At 47.1% G+C, this 16,206-nt stretch carries 19 protein-coding genes and 2 pseudogenes; 15 read left to right on the forward strand and 6 right to left on the reverse strand.

Annotated features, from left to right (window positions below; genetic code table 11):
* The 4 genes and pseudogenes from FDX14_RS25300 to FDX14_RS14570 all read left to right on the forward strand — a co-directional run.
* Window positions 1–199, forward strand: a 199-nt coding sequence (locus tag FDX14_RS25300; protein WP_212734835.1) for a hypothetical protein, incomplete at its 5' end; no start/stop codon positions are given.
* Window positions 190–356 (forward strand): annotated as a pseudogene (locus tag FDX14_RS25660) (cell filamentation protein Fic); the annotation flags it as partial. The gene FDX14_RS25300 and the pseudogene FDX14_RS25660, both read left to right, overlap by 10 nt.
* A gap of 311 nt (window positions 357–667) precedes the next feature.
* Window positions 668–796, forward strand: coding sequence for a hypothetical protein (locus tag FDX14_RS25630; protein WP_256372417.1), 129 nt, complete (start codon window positions 668–670; stop codon window positions 794–796).
* A gap of 656 nt (window positions 797–1,452) precedes the next feature.
* A complete protein-coding gene (locus tag FDX14_RS14570) occupies window positions 1,453–1,938 on the forward strand; it encodes a hypothetical protein (protein WP_137349730.1) in 486 nt (161 codons plus the stop codon).
* A gap of 324 nt (window positions 1,939–2,262) precedes the next feature.
* Here FDX14_RS14570 and FDX14_RS14575 read toward each other — a convergent pair whose 3' ends face one another.
* A complete protein-coding gene (locus FDX14_RS14575) occupies window positions 2,263–3,306 on the reverse strand; it encodes a phage integrase (protein ID WP_057517732.1) in 1,044 nt (347 codons plus the stop codon).
* Entirely contained in the window at window positions 3,306–3,935 is a 630-nt protein-coding gene (locus FDX14_RS14580) for a phage repressor protein CI (protein ID WP_077950227.1), read from the reverse strand. The genes FDX14_RS14575 and FDX14_RS14580 overlap by 1 nt, the downstream gene beginning before the upstream one ends.
* Before the next feature lie 92 nt (window positions 3,936–4,027).
* Between FDX14_RS14580 and FDX14_RS14585 the strand changes: the two genes are divergently transcribed.
* The 6 genes from FDX14_RS14585 (at window position 4,028) to FDX14_RS14610 (ending at window position 5,774) form a co-directional block, all read left to right on the forward strand.
* On the forward strand, window positions 4,028–4,291 hold the full coding sequence (locus FDX14_RS14585; RefSeq protein WP_074011536.1) for a hypothetical protein: 264 nt from the start codon (window positions 4,028–4,030) through the stop codon (window positions 4,289–4,291).
* A gap of 30 nt (window positions 4,292–4,321) precedes the next feature.
* Window positions 4,322–4,831: a phage regulatory CII family protein gene (locus tag FDX14_RS14590; protein WP_061873355.1), complete on the forward strand. Its 510-nt coding sequence runs from the start codon at window positions 4,322–4,324 to the stop codon at window positions 4,829–4,831.
* 7 nt (window positions 4,832–4,838) lie between these two features.
* A complete protein-coding gene (locus tag FDX14_RS14595) occupies window positions 4,839–5,066 on the forward strand; it encodes a phage filamentation protein Fil family protein (RefSeq protein ID WP_001550178.1) in 228 nt (75 codons plus the stop codon).
* Window positions 5,053–5,253, forward strand: coding sequence for a hypothetical protein (locus tag FDX14_RS14600; RefSeq protein WP_001550179.1), 201 nt, complete (start codon window positions 5,053–5,055; stop codon window positions 5,251–5,253). The genes FDX14_RS14595 and FDX14_RS14600 overlap by 14 nt, the downstream gene beginning before the upstream one ends.
* A 90-nt stretch (window positions 5,254–5,343) precedes the next feature.
* Window positions 5,344–5,550, forward strand: coding sequence for a DUF2732 family protein (locus FDX14_RS14605; RefSeq protein WP_170916258.1), 207 nt, complete (start codon window positions 5,344–5,346; stop codon window positions 5,548–5,550).
* Window positions 5,550–5,774: a TraR/DksA family transcriptional regulator gene (locus FDX14_RS14610; RefSeq protein ID WP_137349731.1), complete on the forward strand. Its 225-nt coding sequence runs from the start codon at window positions 5,550–5,552 to the stop codon at window positions 5,772–5,774. Before FDX14_RS14605 ends, FDX14_RS14610 begins: the two co-directional genes overlap by 1 nt.
* A gap of 21 nt (window positions 5,775–5,795) precedes the next feature.
* Here FDX14_RS14610 and FDX14_RS25200 read toward each other — a convergent pair whose 3' ends face one another.
* Window positions 5,796–6,389 carry a hypothetical protein gene (locus FDX14_RS25200; protein ID WP_170973594.1) on the reverse strand — a complete coding sequence of 198 codons (594 nt, stop codon included), beginning with the start codon at window positions 6,387–6,389 and terminating at the stop codon, window positions 5,796–5,798.
* Window positions 6,390–6,564: 175 nt separating this feature from the next.
* On the opposite strand from FDX14_RS25200, the gene FDX14_RS14620 reads away from it, so the two are divergent.
* From FDX14_RS14620 to FDX14_RS14645, 5 genes and pseudogenes are all read left to right on the forward strand, one after another.
* A complete protein-coding gene (locus FDX14_RS14620) occupies window positions 6,565–8,640 on the forward strand; it encodes a replication endonuclease (protein ID WP_353698800.1) in 2,076 nt (691 codons plus the stop codon).
* 115 nt (window positions 8,641–8,755) lie between these two features.
* A pseudogene (locus tag FDX14_RS14625) lies at window positions 8,756–8,938 on the forward strand (DinI family protein); the annotation flags it as partial.
* A gap of 369 nt (window positions 8,939–9,307) precedes the next feature.
* Window positions 9,308–9,874, forward strand: coding sequence for an ABC-three component system protein (locus FDX14_RS14635; protein WP_137349734.1), 567 nt, complete (start codon window positions 9,308–9,310; stop codon window positions 9,872–9,874).
* On the forward strand, window positions 9,868–10,368 hold the full coding sequence (locus FDX14_RS14640; RefSeq protein ID WP_137349735.1) for an ABC-three component system middle component 5: 501 nt from the start codon (window positions 9,868–9,870) through the stop codon (window positions 10,366–10,368). Before FDX14_RS14635 ends, FDX14_RS14640 begins: the two co-directional genes overlap by 7 nt.
* Entirely contained in the window at window positions 10,355–12,292 is a 1,938-nt protein-coding gene (locus tag FDX14_RS14645) for an ATP-binding protein (protein ID WP_137349736.1), read from the forward strand. Before FDX14_RS14640 ends, FDX14_RS14645 begins: the two co-directional genes overlap by 14 nt.
* Window positions 12,293–12,623: 331 nt before the next feature.
* On the opposite strand, the gene FDX14_RS14650 is transcribed toward FDX14_RS14645, so the two are convergent.
* The 3 genes from FDX14_RS14650 to FDX14_RS14660 are packed head-to-tail and all read right to left on the reverse strand — an operon-like array spanning window position 12,624 to window position 16,158.
* Window positions 12,624–13,646 (reverse strand): phage portal protein, encoded by a 1,023-nt coding sequence (locus FDX14_RS14650; RefSeq protein ID WP_088168962.1) that lies wholly within the window; start codon window positions 13,644–13,646, stop codon window positions 12,624–12,626.
* Window positions 13,643–14,389 carry a terminase large subunit domain-containing protein gene (locus FDX14_RS14655; protein ID WP_137349737.1) on the reverse strand — a complete coding sequence of 249 codons (747 nt, stop codon included), beginning with the start codon at window positions 14,387–14,389 and terminating at the stop codon, window positions 13,643–13,645. Before FDX14_RS14655 ends, FDX14_RS14650 begins: the two co-directional genes overlap by 4 nt.
* The gene (locus FDX14_RS14660; protein WP_137349738.1) at window positions 14,389–16,158 is read right to left on the reverse strand and encodes a terminase ATPase subunit family protein; all 1,770 of its coding nucleotides are present in this window, start codon (window positions 16,156–16,158) and stop codon (window positions 14,389–14,391) included. The genes FDX14_RS14655 and FDX14_RS14660 overlap by 1 nt, the downstream gene beginning before the upstream one ends.
* Window positions 16,159–16,206: the final 48 nt, after the last annotated feature.

Raw genomic sequence — 16,206 nt, forward strand, 5'->3', positions numbered from 1 at the left:
AGGTGTCTGGAAATATAGGGGCAAATCCACTAAGGATGGCGGCGTCCAGAAGGGTTACCTTTCGTATGTAACTGCCTTAATCGGCGTGTCTCGTGATACACCTTCTTTGCTCGCCTACTTGTTTTTCTTGGTACTCATTTCACATTTCGATGCAAACAGGCAGAGCGTTATCAGCCTGGTTCAGTTGATTTGGTTTTAGCGAATAAGCTGGATATTACCGAAACTGCTGAAATGGATGCGTTGGAGTCAGGGCTGTTGCTCATGTTGTATGAGCAGTAATTTATCAGACATCAACTGCCTGCAACCTTGATTTTTGGGCATATTCACGAGTGGCACCGTAATGGTTAGATAATGTCTAAGACTGGGCCGGAAAGTTCTGTAACCAAATAGCAACGCGCGGAATGATAAACGGAGCTTGAGGCATTCCTGCTCTTATTTGTTAACTCCATATCAAGTATTGAAACAATTTTTCAAAGCACGAATGGCTAAAGGAATTTGTTTTCACAGGCTTCCATGCTTTTTTCACAATGGATATCTTTTTTGGGTTGCTGAAAAGAAGAAGCTGCCGTAGATTTTCGCAGTTTGTTGTACAAGACTATTACAACAATCAGATAAATATCATTCCTCGCAGAGCCGGGGAATTCTTCCAAAAATGAGATAGCGAAAAATGAAAAAAATTATCCTTGCTGCCGTTCTGGCTGTCGCAGCATTCACTGGCGTGGCTAAAGCTTGCCCGGCAGGCACTCATCCGCATGGCGGTACTGGTAGCCACCATGCAGGCGGTACCTGCTACTAAAACTAATATACTGATTAATTAGATTGCTAACCCACGTTTTCTCGTGGGTCTTTTAATTGTTAGATCCGCAATAGTCGAGATTAAATATAAATTAATTAAGATTGATATCCTGTTAACCGGGTGTGTGATTGTTGTTTATATTTGTGTGATGAGAAATATTTATGCAGCATAGTTATTGATTGATATTGTGATTTTTATTCTTGTATTGTGTTAGTACCGTTTTAATCGATAGGTAGTTGTTTTTATTTTAAATAAGTCTGGCTGAGATAAGATAAATCATAGAGTTAAAGTTCAAATGAATAAAATACCATTATCTGCAATTATCGTAGAGGTTTCTTATTGTGCCAACACTATGTATGAATCATTGGTATACAACCAGCACCACTGTTGCAACGTTTAGCACCGAGACTGTACGTGTCTACCGCTACGGTAATATCGTGACGTACAGGATGAGTAAGTCCAGGGGGCAACGCGGCCAACTGGCAAACCAGATAACCGGCAGTGGCTACAATGCTGAAGAACCTAATAATAGTGATGGATGCAGCATGAGTACAGTTATCCAGCTTATATCTGGAACATAAACCCCAAAAACAATACCGCAAGCGGCAGGAAGTAAATAACCGCTCTACGGTGTAAAACAGACCAAAAGAAAAGTGATGATGAAAGCAAAAAATATAGCCCTTGCAATAGCAGTTTCCATATCTTTCCTGGCGGGTTGCTCGACGACTCCACTTAAACCAGCTATGCAGATGACTGATGCAGAACTTTGTACCACCTACGGTTATTCAATGGCGGCGGGTGATTCAAATCGTATGCTTGAAGTTGGTAATGAAGCACAGAAACGTATGGATGCGCACGGCGGTGTATTGAGTGTACCAAAAGAAACTTGCCAGGCGCTTTCACAGGCTGGTGTTAACCAGCTTTCTCAGGAACAAGCCGAGACCGCGCGATCACAAGCTGCATGGGCGGCAATCGGGCAAATGGGGCAGCAGATGCAAGCCCAGCAAGCGCAACAAGACGCGTATAACAATCAGCAGATGCAGCAGGCAAACCAGCAGATACAGCAGCAACAGCAAATGATGCTGATGCAGCAGCAGACACAAGCTCTTCAGGGCATCAACCGTTCTCTGGGCGGCTGGTAATAATGAACACGTCCACTAAAAAGGTGTTAATCCAGACTTAGTGTAATTTATCAGAGCTAAAGGCTTTCTGATTTAGTCAAGCATTACTCTGATAGTCGTGGCTGGATGACATTTCTGATATCTAAGGTAGAAAGGAATCAAAACCTTACCTGACCCAAATTTGACGCAAAGAAAAAGGGCTTAGATAATTTCTTATCTAAGCCCTTGTTTTATTTGGTGGCCCCTGCTGGACTTGAACCAGCGACCAAGCGATTATGAGTTCCTACAGGAACAACCGAAAATCAATACTTTGCGTTTAAAAACAGTTAATTAGATTATCAAAAATTATCTATGATTATCATCATTACTCATTTCTACCGCCACTTTATCGCCACTCACCGCCAGAGGGTTGAGCTTAACGGCATCCTCTAAATGGTCAGGAGCAAAGTGCGCATATCGCATCGTCATTTTGATGTCGGTATGGCCGAGCACTCGCTGCAAGACCAGAATATTGCCACCATTCATCATAAAGTGGCTGGCGAAGGTGTGGCGCAAAACGTGGGTCAGTTGCCCTGCCGGAAGTTCGATGCATGTTCTTTCCAGTGCAGACCGGAATGCGCCATAACAATCGCTAAATAACCGACCTTTTTTATCATTAGGCAGAGAATCGTAAAGTTCTTTGCTAATTGGAACGGTGCGATTTTTTCTGCCTTTCGTGTTGGTGTATGTGATTTTGTATTTCGCAAGCTGGCTTTTTCTCAGGCTCTCAGCCTCAGACCATCGAGCGCCAGTTGCGAGACATATTTTTACCACGGTTTCTAAATCAGGGTGGTCATGCCGTTTACATTCTCCGAGCAGTTGCGCAATCTGGTCGTGAGTTAACCAAGCCATTTCCATTTCTTCTGTGCGGAAAGGGCGCATATTCTTTAGCGGATTTTCACCCTTCCATTCTCCAAGACGATTTAACTCATTAAACACTGCGCGGAAGTAGGCGAGTTCAAGATTAAGCGTGCGAGGGGAAACCTCTTTAACCCTATTTGAACGGGCATGCTCACCCTTTAGCCGCTTTTCCCGGTAGCGAGAAAACATCTGCGCATCGAAATCGCGTGCGAGCGGTTCGCCCATGCACTCAAAGGCATGATGCATAGCTAACTGGCGTTTTAGCCCGTCTTTCAGAGTAATACCGTGAGCGCTGTACCATGCGTCAACCAGTTCTTTTAATGTGCGTCGGTCTTCCTTTTCTTCCTGCCAGGGGTTTTGTACGGTGTACTGCTCAAATGCCAGCGCCTCGCCTTTAGTTGCGAATTTCTTTCTGATTCGTTTGCCTTTTGCTCCGTTTGGATAGAGCTCGCAAATCCAGCCTCCGTCCGGATTTTTACGGACAGTCATTAACTCACCTCACTATATACACCCACCACGCGGCCTAATGTTTGAATGTCATCAACCAAGCATTCAAAAGGGACTTTCCCTCCGGCTACGTGTAGTTTTCTACCTGGTAAAATCGTTAACTCACGAATGCTTTTTGCGCCCTCAATATCTACAAGCCATGAACCATCTGACAGCAAGGCATCAGTCTCAATAAAGTGAGCCGCATTGTCCGACAGTATGCATTGTGGGTTGTTAAGCGGTCGATTAAAGAGGGACTTAGATATCCTCAAATCTGTACCGTCAATCAATCGACCTTCACTTAATGTGAATGATTTGACTGTTAACTCATCAGATTCAACAGATGCCTTGAGGTTACTGCCTGATAGCTTTTCCCCTTTACCTGTAAGCAACCATTCTACATTTGCACCTGTTTCCAGAGAGCAATGAACTATGAAGTCATAGGAGATAGCCCCTCGTGTGTAGCGGTTTTGCAGGGAACTGGCCGCGATATTGAAGTGCCGTGCAAGCTGGATTTTTTGAGCAAATCCGTAGATTTCACAAATCCTATCTAAGACGTGTTCGTTACTAATTTCTGAATCAATTTCCATAAAATTCGCATCCGAGTATTGACCATTGCGGCTTTTGCGCATTAACATGCGGCTTAACCGTAATGCATTGATGATAATCGCTGACAATCGAAGAGCATCAATGATAATTATTGATAAACAGGGAATGATGCAATATGGCTTCTGAAATTACAATTGTGAAAATTCCAAGTGAGATTGTTTCTCCTCATGAGTTTGCCGCTTTAGAGCGGGTCTCTATCGCTACAGTTCGTCGCTGGACTACTGGCGACAACCCTTGCATACCAATCGAGCCGCGAGTCATTAAGCCTGGTCGTAAACGTGCAAGCGGCATGGTTCGCATTTACTACGCGCGCTGGAAAGAAGAGCAGTTGCGCAAGTCGCTGGGACATTCCCGCTTTCAACTCGTTATTGGTTCTTGATTCACTTTATGTGAATTATAAGGATGCAGCATGTTAGATTTTCGCGTTTCGTCACATACACACTTTGATGACGCTTGCAGTAAATTTGCAGCCTCTCACAACGTTAAAGAGCTAGCGGTAAAGGCTGGCATCAAGCCTCATACGCTTTATAACAAGCTAAACCCTGAACAGCCGCACCAGTTAACTCCCCGCGAGATATGGACACTGACAGACCTGACCGAAGACTCAACCCTCGTTGATGGTTTTCTGGCGCAGATTCATTGTCTGCCATGCGTGCCAGTTAATGAGCTGGCTAAAGACAAATTGCAGTCTTATGTCATGCGCGCAATGAGTGAACTCGGCGAACTGGCAAGCGGTGCGGTATCTGATGAACGTCTGACTACTGCCCGTAAGCACAACATGATTGAAAGCGTTAACTCCGGCATTCGCATGTTGTCATTGTCGGCTCTGGCGCTGCATGCACGTCTGCAGACTAATCCAGCAATGTCGAGCGTGGTCGATACCATGAGCGGTATTGGCGCATCGTTTGGTCTGATTTGAGGTGCATATGCTGAAAAGTGAACCGTCATTCGCGTCTCTGCTCGTTAAGCAAAGCCCCGGCATGCATTACGGCCACGGCTGGATCGCAGGTAAGGACGGCAAACGCTGGCACCCGTGCCGCTCACAGTCCGAATTATTAAAAGGGCTGAAAACAAAGTCGCCGAAATCGTCAGGCTTTTTAATTATTCGTATTGTCCACTTTGTAATTAAAGGAGTGAAACATGTCACGCGATGAATTAAGAATTGTTTTGGGTGCCATGATTCCAAATATGGAGGAAGGTTTTGAAATTAAAACCCGCGACGGCGCAATACTTCGCGTTGACCCTGAGTGGGAGTGCTGCAAAGAATTTAAGGATGGATTAAAAGCCGAAATCATCAAGCAGTTAAAAAGCAAGCCTGCTGTTGTATTTGGATATAGTTAATTAATTAAACGTAATTACTTGGCGTAAACCCGCCGGGCTTCTTATTGCCCAAATTCAGGAGAAAGAACAATGCAGAAAGAATTACCAAAAATGTTTGTAGCCGAAACTGACCCACTTATGACTGTGATTGATATTGCCAAGCGTGAGGAGCGCAAAGGTCGCGCGCTTGCAGTTTCAATTCGCCTTGAGGCATTGGCAACCCATATTGCCAACAAAGGGTTAAACGGTATTGAAGCGGCTGAACTGCTGCGCCGTGAAGCAACCCGCTACGAAAACGAATCACAGGAGCTGCACTAATGGCCGACACAATTGATTTAGCCCAACAGCGTGAGCAGGAAGACCGCGAGCGCTACATCAACAAAGCGCGCAGCCGTATCACTGCGCCTTCCCGTTTTTTCTGCGAAAAATGTGGCACACCAATCCCGGAAGCTCGCCGCATCGCGATTCCGGGCGTGGATTTGTGCGTGACCTGCCAGCAGGTTGAAGAGCTGAAAGCAAAACACTATCGGGGGGCAATATGACTACCCGACCACTAAGCCAGCTCAAGAAAGCGGCGTGTATTTGGGATAAAGCCCATCAAAGCATCTCGGCGTTTTGGCTGCGTCAGCATGCCACATCCAAACAGGGTGAATGTCACCCGAAAGAATCGAAGCTACAAATTTTGAAAAAACTTCGGGAACAGCAAAAAGCTCAGTCGACATCGGTAAATGCTGGGGATTTCCAGAGCGAAAAAACTCAACAGTCTGCCGAACACAGCGAGCCGACACATGAATATCTGTCGATAGTTCTTCCCAGGTCTGCCAGTCATCCTGTGGAGATACTGGGGTATCCAAATAACGTCGATTTAAAATTTGTAAGGCGTGCCGAACATGTGTTGACCATTCTTCGCGTGGTTTCCAGCTATGTGGACAATTCCACTCAATTTTCCGACCTAGCTCACGCCGACCACCTATTGAAAGAGGTAGCCGGTCTGCTATGTGGCATTGAGTGTCAGCAAGAAAAGCATCGCAAATGCCCAGCATGTCGGATGCGGAAATGATCTTCATTGGTTCTTTCGTAGCTTCGAAAGGCGTCACCTCTGTAATCAAATCAACATAGCGGCGTTGGGTGGGATCTTCTTCAGTGAATAAAGTCATAGACACTCCTGTCTCAGCAAAAGCTACGGGTGAGATTGATTATGCCTTTGTATGGAATTTTCCAAAACAGGCAATAGCCAGCCCATATCTCACCTATGACCAACAGCATCGCCGCGACCGCATGTTCGCGGCTTTGCTGCATGCGAGAAAAATGCTTTCCCTCCAGCCTGAGTGCGTGCGTTTTGATGTTTATCGAACCGCTGCGGTGCTGGAGCAAAATCAGGGCAGTCAACGAGCCAATGCTTTTTTAATCAGCTTCTGCAAAAAGGCATTGCCGCGTCTTGAACTGGTCGCCAAAAAATATGAGTGTGCAGGCATCAGCAGCGATGTATCAGGCGCTGTTTTCGGTGGTCATTTCGATACGAAATATATGCAGTATCTGGCATCACGTATGGTCAATATGGTTGCCAGATACAACCGCCTCCCGGATATGTCGCGTGCCGACATTGACTTGCTGGCTGCTGATGTCGCTAATTTTATTCGTGCTGAACTGGCGGAACATGATGACGCTGATTCAGATTTCGGCGAGCTGGCGACATTACATGGCTGGTACATGCGCGCCGGACTAATTGCGCTGCAATTTGGTGTTACTCCTCCTCATTGGGCGGGACTGACAACAAAATACTTTGACCAGGACAAAGCGGCACCAGCAATCATGCGCATGTTTAATGATGTCTGGTGGCGCGGTCGTTTACGTCGCATTGCGGCTGCATGGCGCGAACATCTGCAAATTGCAGTCGGCAATGTCAGCAAAAAACGACACGCATACGCGAGTAAAAACTGCGTGACCGACTGGCGCGAGCAGAAGCGCCGCACGCGTGAATTTCTTAAAGGACTGGAACTCGAAGACGAAGACGGCAACCGCATCAGTCTGATTGAAAAATACGATGGCTCGGTTGCTAACCCTGCAATACGTCGCTGTGAGCTGATGACCCGCATCCGTGGGTTTGAAAATATCTGCAATGAGCTCGGTTATGTCGGTGAGTTTTACACTCTGACTGCACCGTCTAAATATCACGCCACCACCAAAGCGGGATACCGTAACAGCAAATGGAACGGTGCCAGCCCGTCGGACACGCAGAGTTATCTCACCAGCCTTTGGGCGCGCATACGCGCCAAGCTACACCGGGAAGAAATCCGCATTTTCGGCATCCGTGTTGCCGAGCCTCATCACGACGGGACGCCTCACTGGCACATGCTTATGTTTATGCTGCCGGAAGACGTTGAGCGTGTGCGCCTCATTATTCGCGATTATGCGTGGGAGGAAGACCACCACGAACTGAAAAGCGATAAAGCCAAAAAGGCACGCTTCCATGCCGAAGCCATTGACCCAGAAAAGGGCAGCGCTACCGGCTATGTCGCTAAATACATTTCCAAAAATATCGACGGCTATGCTCTCGATGGCGAAACCGATGACGAAAGCGGTGAGCTCCTAAAAGAAACAGCCCCCGCTGTTTCAGCATGGGCGGCGCGCTGGCACATCCGGCAATTTCAGTTTATCGGCGGTGCGCCTGTGACGGTCTACCGTGAGTTGCGTCGTCTCGCTGATACCGAGACCGCGCACGGCTTGAGTATTGAGTTTGCCGCCGTTCATGACGCCGCTGATGCCGGTGATTGGGCTGGGTATGTCAATGCGCAGGGTGGTCCGTTTGTCCGTCGTGATGATTTGCAGGTGCGCACGCTGTATGAACCGCGCGCCGAGTTTAACCAGTATGGTGAGGAAACCGTCTGCATCCGTGGCGTGTACGATTCCGCTGTTGGGGCTGGCACTCCGATTTTAACCCGGTTAACGCAGTGGAAAATTGTGCCGAAGCGTGCCGTTGATTTGGCCGTTGACGTTAAGGGCGCTCCTGCGCCCTCTCGGAGTTCTGTCAATAACTGTACGGGAAGCGAAAGCGATCCACCGGAACTCGATTTATCAAAACCACTGAGGCGACGTGAAAGACGAGAGCTGACAAACCGACTCAGGAAGCAAAAGCCACAAATGCGGCGAAAATTCATTCACGGAACGAATGAGCAAAACGCAGTTGTAGCGAAAATTATCGACGAGATACATCTGACAACCGGCATCACTATCAGCCGGGGCGAAGCCCTGCACCTGATGTCTGGCGGTAAAAGTTGTTTTGACGGTAAATGGCTGAGGGGAACGTCCAAAGGTGAGCTATTTTCTGCTGCGCCATCATATTGCTCTCAAGCAAGAAAAATCCTCAATCGCGTTGCATTTTTGGCCGAATCAGTAGTGAAAAATTGACATTAATAGTTTTTCCTATCATGCACATACGTATTATTAAATCTTGATTTTTTTCTTCCATTTTTATCAATACGTGATACTGTATGTTTGTACAGTATCTCGTGTTGGAGGTTATGTGGATAGAGAGCTGAGCGAGCACGTTATGATTGAGCGGGTCGAGATGATTGCGCGTCTTACTGCTGAGGGGGCCTGTCAGGAAAGGGACCGTGAAATTGCGTTGGGGTTAATTGCGGAGATTGCGAAAGGAAATATCTTAAAAAACAAAGGGTTTTCTGTGTTTTTTTCTGCATCACATGTGAATGATAACGCAGATAGCAGTCATGGATTTGACTAGCTTCTTTGATTTTTTGTGCTAGATAAATAGTATGCAGTATATCCTTCATATGTAGTTGATATTCATGAGTTGTAGACAAGGCGTATTCAATTTAATATGCGTACATAAAATCTACATTAAGGATATCAGAATGGACTGGATTACACATATCATCACTTTTTTCGTTGGGCTTGGCGCTGGTTGGTCTATTCGAATTGTGTATTCGTCGCGTAAGCAAGTTGGCGATACCACGAAAAATTCGAATAATAAGACAGTGACTCAGTCTGGTAACAGTGTTACAAACGGAAGCATTGTCGGTGGTAACCAGGATCGTTCGCATTAAGAGGGATTCGTGTGTCTATCGAACAGTCGGGCAATTCCGTAGCCAATGGCAGCATTATTGCGGGTAATCAGACCAATCAGATAATCCATCAGTACGCTGCAAAGGGAACTAATCGCGAGATACAGGATCTCTATGAGCGTTTGAAGAGAGGGGACTCTGGTGACTCCAATTCAGCATTTTGTGCTGAACTTGAGCATTATATGTCTCTTCAACCTGAAATCGATGTTCGGGGGCTGGATGCAAAGCTAATTGAAAGCAATAGAAAAGATTTGTTATTTGTGGCGAAGCAGATGAAGGAAAAGGCTACGAAAGCGATAATGCGTCGCCAAACCTCGAGAACAGCCCAACGGATATTTGTAATAATTTTAGATCAGATCCATTATGATTTTATAATGAAAGTAACACCACTAATAGAAGCCGAGAGCCCAAGAATAATTGTTGATGAAAAAATAAGCTCGATTATTGATGATCTATATATGTCTTTAGGTGAAAACCTATTGGAGTTGACTGCAAAAGATCTTTTGGGGTTATTGTTTTTTCTCGGTGGTAATTGTCATATAAGGTGGGATAAATGTTAATTTATCATCCGGCATATGATGCGTATCATTGTCTTTTTAGAATGATTGCGTTAATAGATCACGTAAATGAAATTGAGGTAGACAAGGCAAGGATTTTAGATTTTTATCTTATATTTCCTGCTTTAGTTTCCGAGATTAGGATGCCTCATAATTACAATGAAATAAAGAAAGAGTCCAAGAAATATTCTAATGATTATAGAAACCCTATTAACATTAGATCAACATTTCGAGATATGCACGAAATTCAAATGGCAGCAATTAGATGTTTGGCCGCTACTGGATTGATTGAGATAACGCCTCTAGAAAGAGACATTATCAAGCGAACGAATAAATCTATACCTGATGGCTTGTTGTTATCCATGCGCGATTTTCTCAATGCAAAAGAAGAAATTTATACTTTTATCATAAGACAATTGTCGCAATTCCATCTGACAGGGAAGGATGGACTTAAAGATAGAACGAATTTAATGGAGTTTAGATATGACTTTTCTTAATCCATCTTTTTTTGTAAGTAAGCTAAAAGTATTTCAAAATGGACGAGAAGCATTTAGTTGCGACTTTCACAAGGGTGTAAATGTCATCAGAGGACGTAATAGTTCTGGCAAAACGACTATTATGGATCTGCTTGCTTTTTCTATTGGTGCAGAAAACATTAGGTGGAAACCACAAGCCCTACTATGCACTTTTACCCTGGTTGAAGTTCTTTTGAATGATAGGCCTGCATGTTTCAGAAGGGAAATTAGTAAGGAATCCATGCGGCCATTGAGTATTTTTTGGGGGGGGATGGATGAAGCATTACAATCCTCGCCTAGCCAGTGGGAATTATATCCTTTCAAGCGTTCAGAGAAATCATTGAGTTTTTCCCAGGTAATTTTGCATGCCTTGGATATGCCTTTGGCACAGGGAGAAGGTGCGTCAATTTTAACTATGCATCAAATACTTCGTGTACTTTACGCGGATCAACCTTCGGTTCATAGCCCTATATTCAGGAACGATAATTTTGATAAAGCTCTAACACGGGAAACAGTTGGGGATTATTTATGCGGTATATTTGATGATGTTCTTTATAGTTCGCTAATCAGACTCAAGCAGGTAGATTCTGAACTATCGACTAAAGTCACAGAGTTAAGAAGTATATTTACAGTATTAGGTCGTTCTGGGCAATCAGAAAATATTCATTTCATTGAACAAAGGATAGCTGATTTAGAACAAGAGAAAAATGATATTTATAACAAGTTAAATAATCTAAAAGGCCGTGCAGTATCTGAAGGGAATAATAAAAAATCTGATAGAGAAAAAACAGATAATCTTCGTAAACGGTTGAATAAAGCGAAAGAGAAGGAAGTTAAAAACACCGACCACATTAATGTATTGGAGATGGAGGTGGCTGATTCAGAGATGTTTATTAATGAATTAGAGGCAAGGTTCCAAGCGCTAAATGAGTCGGGTATAGCTAGAGAATATTTCAGCAATGTACAGTTTCAATTTTGTCCAAGCTGCTTGAGTGAGCTTCATAGCTCCTCTGAGGCGGAGTGCTCGCTGTGTAAAAGCCAGACATCTGAAGGAAGTGAAGCCCCGCAGTTATTGAGAATGAAAAATGAAATTTCTGTACAGTTGAAAGAGTCAAGGTACTTGCTCGAACATAATATTGAAAAGTTAAAAGAGTTGAAGCTCCAGGCACCAATTCTAAAGAAAAATGTTCAGGCTCTTATTCGAGAATATGAAGCTGTTTCAACAGTATGGGAAAATGCCTACGAAATAGAGTTTGAAGCGCTGACTAAGGCGCTTGGTAGGATTGAAGAGGAAATTAATCAAGCGTATGAATCGCAGAAGCTGAGTGATGTAATTTCTGAGTTACAAAAAAATCGCGATGACTTGCAATCAGAGAAAGAGCGATTGGAGGCTCTCATAGAATCTTTGCAAAGCAAGGAGGAAAGCAGGAAGAAAGATATTTCTCAGACTGTTGAGTCTATTATGACGAGGCTTTTAAAACTAGACCTTCCTTTACAAACTGAATTTATTGACCCTAAGCAAATTAATTTTAGTTTTGTTGATAATGAAGTGTATGTGAACGGTTCTAAAAATTTCTCAGAGAGTTCGGCTGTAGTGCTAAGGCATATTTTCCATCTAGCGCTTCTTACTGCAAGCCTTGAAAAACCTTACATGAGATTACCTCGTTTCTTAATGCTGGACGGGATTGATGATGGTGGTATGGAGAAAGAGCGTAGCCACAATTTGCAGAAAATCATAGTTCAAGAAGCAGAAACATATGAGTATGATTTTCAGTTGATTTATGCAACATCAGAAATTAATCCTCAGTATGACAACACTGATTTGATCGTTGGAAGATACTTTAACCCTGAAGATCGATCACTCAATGTGAGCTATGTAGCGACTGATAATGGGAAATTAATATAATTGTATGAAAACCATGCATTGTAGTGCATGGTTTTGCATTCGGTTTTTTAGTCAAACTTTGTTAGCCTACGCCAGAGCTGGTGCGGATCCAGAGTGGTCATTCAACTGCATTAAAACCGACCCATAAAGCGGGCAGGCGTGGCGGGGAAAGCATTGCGCGCCAGAGGTGGTGCGTAATGATAAAAATTATCGTCTGAGCGCCTCGTAATGGCGCTATCGTGGTTGCTGTCGCTTCGTTGGTGGTCGTGTGTGTTCGTGCGCGTGTGGCGCGTCTGAGGCGTGATGGTGGCGGGGTGTGAAAAAAGCCGCCATGCTGGCGGCTTGAGGGGGGTTATTCCGGGTTGTCGAGGGTGTACTCTTTGAACCTGATTACCTCCATGCCGAGCCAGTCGTTTACCTCCCTGAACCTGTCCTGTAGAGGCGACAGCTCGTTGCGCACAAATACCTTTGCCACCTTCTCAACATCACCGAGTGAGCCGATATTCTCGGGCTTACCGCCCATAAGCTGGAACGGCACGCGGTGCGCGTCCATCAGGTCAGCGGCGCTGGCTTTCTTGATATTGAAAAAGTCATCCTTTGTGGCGACCTCGCTCAGTGGCACGATTTTGATGCCGTCCGGTTTTCCACCGGGGGCGTAGAAAAACAGGTTCTTAAAGTTGCCGAGTCCTTTCGAGTTGCGCATCGCCTCGCGTAGCGATTCGACGTCGGTCGCGCTCTGCGCCGGGTCGGTCACATACATGATGTAACCCGCGTGCGCGCCGTTCTGGTAATACTTGCGACGGAACAGCGTCGCGGATTCATTCAGCCAGGCAGAATTAAGCGCGCTGAGATATTCCGGCAGGCCGTAAATCTCCTGATTAATGTCAGGCTCCAGCAGGTGAAACACGGTGTCAGGCGCGAATTCATGCGGCAGCGTGAAGTTTTCCACAAACCAGAAAATCGAATCATCAACCCCACGGCGGGTGTATTTGGCCGGTGAGGTCAGTAGCTTGATTAACTGGCCGGTGACGCTGTGGCGCTGCTCAAGAAAGGCGTTGCCGAATACCAGATAGTCGAGCGCAAAACGGCTGAAATCCTGACGGGACAGTAGCGGGTGCGGAATGTAAGTGCTCGCGAGTACGTTGCGCTTAACGTAAATCGGTGAGCTGTGATGCACGGCAGAGCGCAGGCTCTTTGCCAGACCGGAGAAGCTGACCGGCGGCTCATACCATTTGCCGTTACTGATGCATTCGACGTAATCCAGAATATCGCGCTTGTCGAGCACCGGCACTGGCTCACCGAAAGTGAACGCTTCCATTTTTTGCGGGGCGCTGGCAGTCATGGCTGCTGCTTTACGTGGCTTGCGCTTGCTCATGCTTTCACCTCACCCGCTGCAACCGCTAAAGACCAGTCGCAGCCAAACAGCATACGATAATCATCGTCGCTGTATTCGCGTTTAATATCCTCAGGTGCAAAGAGATTGCATCCGCGCTGGCATGCTGTATCCAGTGTGACCGACTGACGCCAGACACCATCTGTACAAAATACGCTGTCGCCAGTATTGATGAGCGGTGACGGTCGGTGCCTGCGGGTAGTGCCGTTCCATACCCGGAAAGCGTCATGATTATCAGAGGGCGAGGTGAACATCGTCAGGCTGTGGCGCTTATGGCAGGCGATAGCCACCGCGATTTTTGCCGCCCTTAACGGGTTATTGAACCATCCAAACTCATCAAGGTAGACATTACCCGCCAGCGCGGCGCAATGGGACTCCTCGCCGACAAAACTGATAACCGCACCGCCGTCGAGCTGCAGGCTGTAGCCGTTGCTCGACAGACGGGCGCCGACGCGCGCCGAAAAGTTACTCATGTACATCAGCGCCACGCGTGCATGCTCAATGGTGTGAGCAAACCAGACCTGATTATCGCCTGTTGTCAGCGCATTGAGCAGCGTCTCACGACTAAAGAGATGTGTTGCGCCAATCTGGCGCGATTTGGTGATGCTGCGATCGATATTGAGTTTTCCAACCCGCAGCCATGTTGCCTGATAGTCAAAGCTGTCATTGTGCAGAATATCGGCCATTGCCTGAATCTGGCTTTGTGAGAAAACGTTATTTTTCATTAATTAAACTCCAGAATTGATTTAGGCTGCATGCCGCTACCGGCAGAAAGCGGTTCGTTTAACAGGGCGTGCATGGTCGCCCATGCGATATCGGCGTGACTGGCTTCCTCAGTGCGGCTGGCCTCATAGGTGGCGCTGCGCCCGCTGCTGGTCATGGTTTTGCGAATCGACATAAACGACTGCGTGACGTCGGTTGCCCCGGCGTCGTACTCCAGACAACCACGGCGAATGGTGTCTTTCGCCTTGAGCACCATCGCGGTTTTCATCTCAGGTGTGTAACGGATGCCGCGTGCCGCCGGGTAGAATGAGCGCACCAACTGGAACACGCCGAGACCGAGGCCGGTTGCGTCAATACCGATGTATTCGACGTTGTATTTTTCGGTAAGCCCTCGGATGCCCTCTGCCTGTGCGGCAAAGTCCATGCCCTTCCACTGGTGGCGCTCCAGCATGCGGAACTTGCCACCCGAGACCACCGGCGGCGCGAGCACGACGCACCCGGCACTGTCGCCAGTGTGCGACGGGTCGTAGCCAATCCAGACCGGGCGAGAGCCGAAAGGATGGTCGGCGAACGGGGCAAAGTCCTCCCATTCTTCCATCACATCGACCATGCAGCGCTGCAGCTCCTCGAACGGGAATACCGATGCCTTATCGTCGACAAACTCGCACATAAACAGGTTTTTAAAATCATCATCACTGTTTTCGCGTTTGAGCTGGTCGAGGTCGAACAGGGTGCAGCCCCCGGCAAGGGCGTCCTCAATGGTGACAATCTGCCGCCACTGACCATCGTCGCAGAGCTGACCACCGGCGAGCGCGCGGTGACTGATGTCGATTTCGATGCGGTCAGCGGCACTGGCGCGCCCCTTGTTGAACAGCTCACCCGACCAGAAGGGGTAAGCCCCGTGCGCCAGTGTTGAGGGGGTCGAAAAGTAGGTTGAGCGCAGGTGCTTCTGCGAAGCCATGCCAGAGGCGACTTTGCGCAGTTTCTGAAAGTTCGGGATCCAGAATATTTCATCGACCAACAGGTCGCCGTTGTGGCTCTGCGCGGTGTTGGAATTGGTGCCGAGATAAATCAGCTTTGCGCCGTTATTACCGAGCACAATGGGGTCACCGGTCAGGTCGACGTCGACCAGTCGCGCAAACTGAATGATGTATTCGCGGAACACGTAAGCCTGCGTTTTACTGGCTGATAAAAATATCTGATTGTGGCCGGTCTTGAGCGCACGTAGCAGCGCCTCACGCGCAAAGTAAAATGTCGCGCCAATCTGGCGGGATTTGAGAATATTGCGAATACGGTGCTCCAACCCTGCGCGATACCACTGCAACTGGTACTCGAAAGACTGGTCGAAGAAAATTTCTTCAAGTTTTGCGATAGCCTCGTCGCTGAAAAAATTCTTTTTCGGCTTTTTGCGCTCCCCTTTGTTGCGGTTGGCGACGTTGGGGTTAAGGTCGGCCTCGTTGCCGGTCTGGCTGTAGCGGTTGACGCGTGCCAGCCGCTCAATCTGCCGCCCGAGCAGGTCAATCTCTTTGAAATCGCCGCCTGTCTTTTGCGGCTTGGCGATGAGCTGAATCAGCCTGGCCTCAAGGCTGCTTTCAACGCGGGAAATCGGTGCGATGCCGTCCCAGCCGTCGCGCTGCTTCCAGCTCTGCACGGTCGGGCGCTTGACCTGCAGCATTTCGGCAATCTGTGGCACGGAAAAGCCCTGCCAGTAAAGCAGCGATGCCTGTCGTCGCGGGTCATGCAACAAGGTTGTATCGGTGGAAATGGTCATTGATGCCTCGCCGTAGTGGATTCAGGGCAAGGCTACTTAATGGCCGTC

The sequence above is a fragment of the Citrobacter sp. wls710 genome (genome assembly GCF_005281115.1).
Taxonomy (GTDB): Bacteria; Pseudomonadota; Gammaproteobacteria; order Enterobacterales; family Enterobacteriaceae; genus Citrobacter; species Citrobacter werkmanii.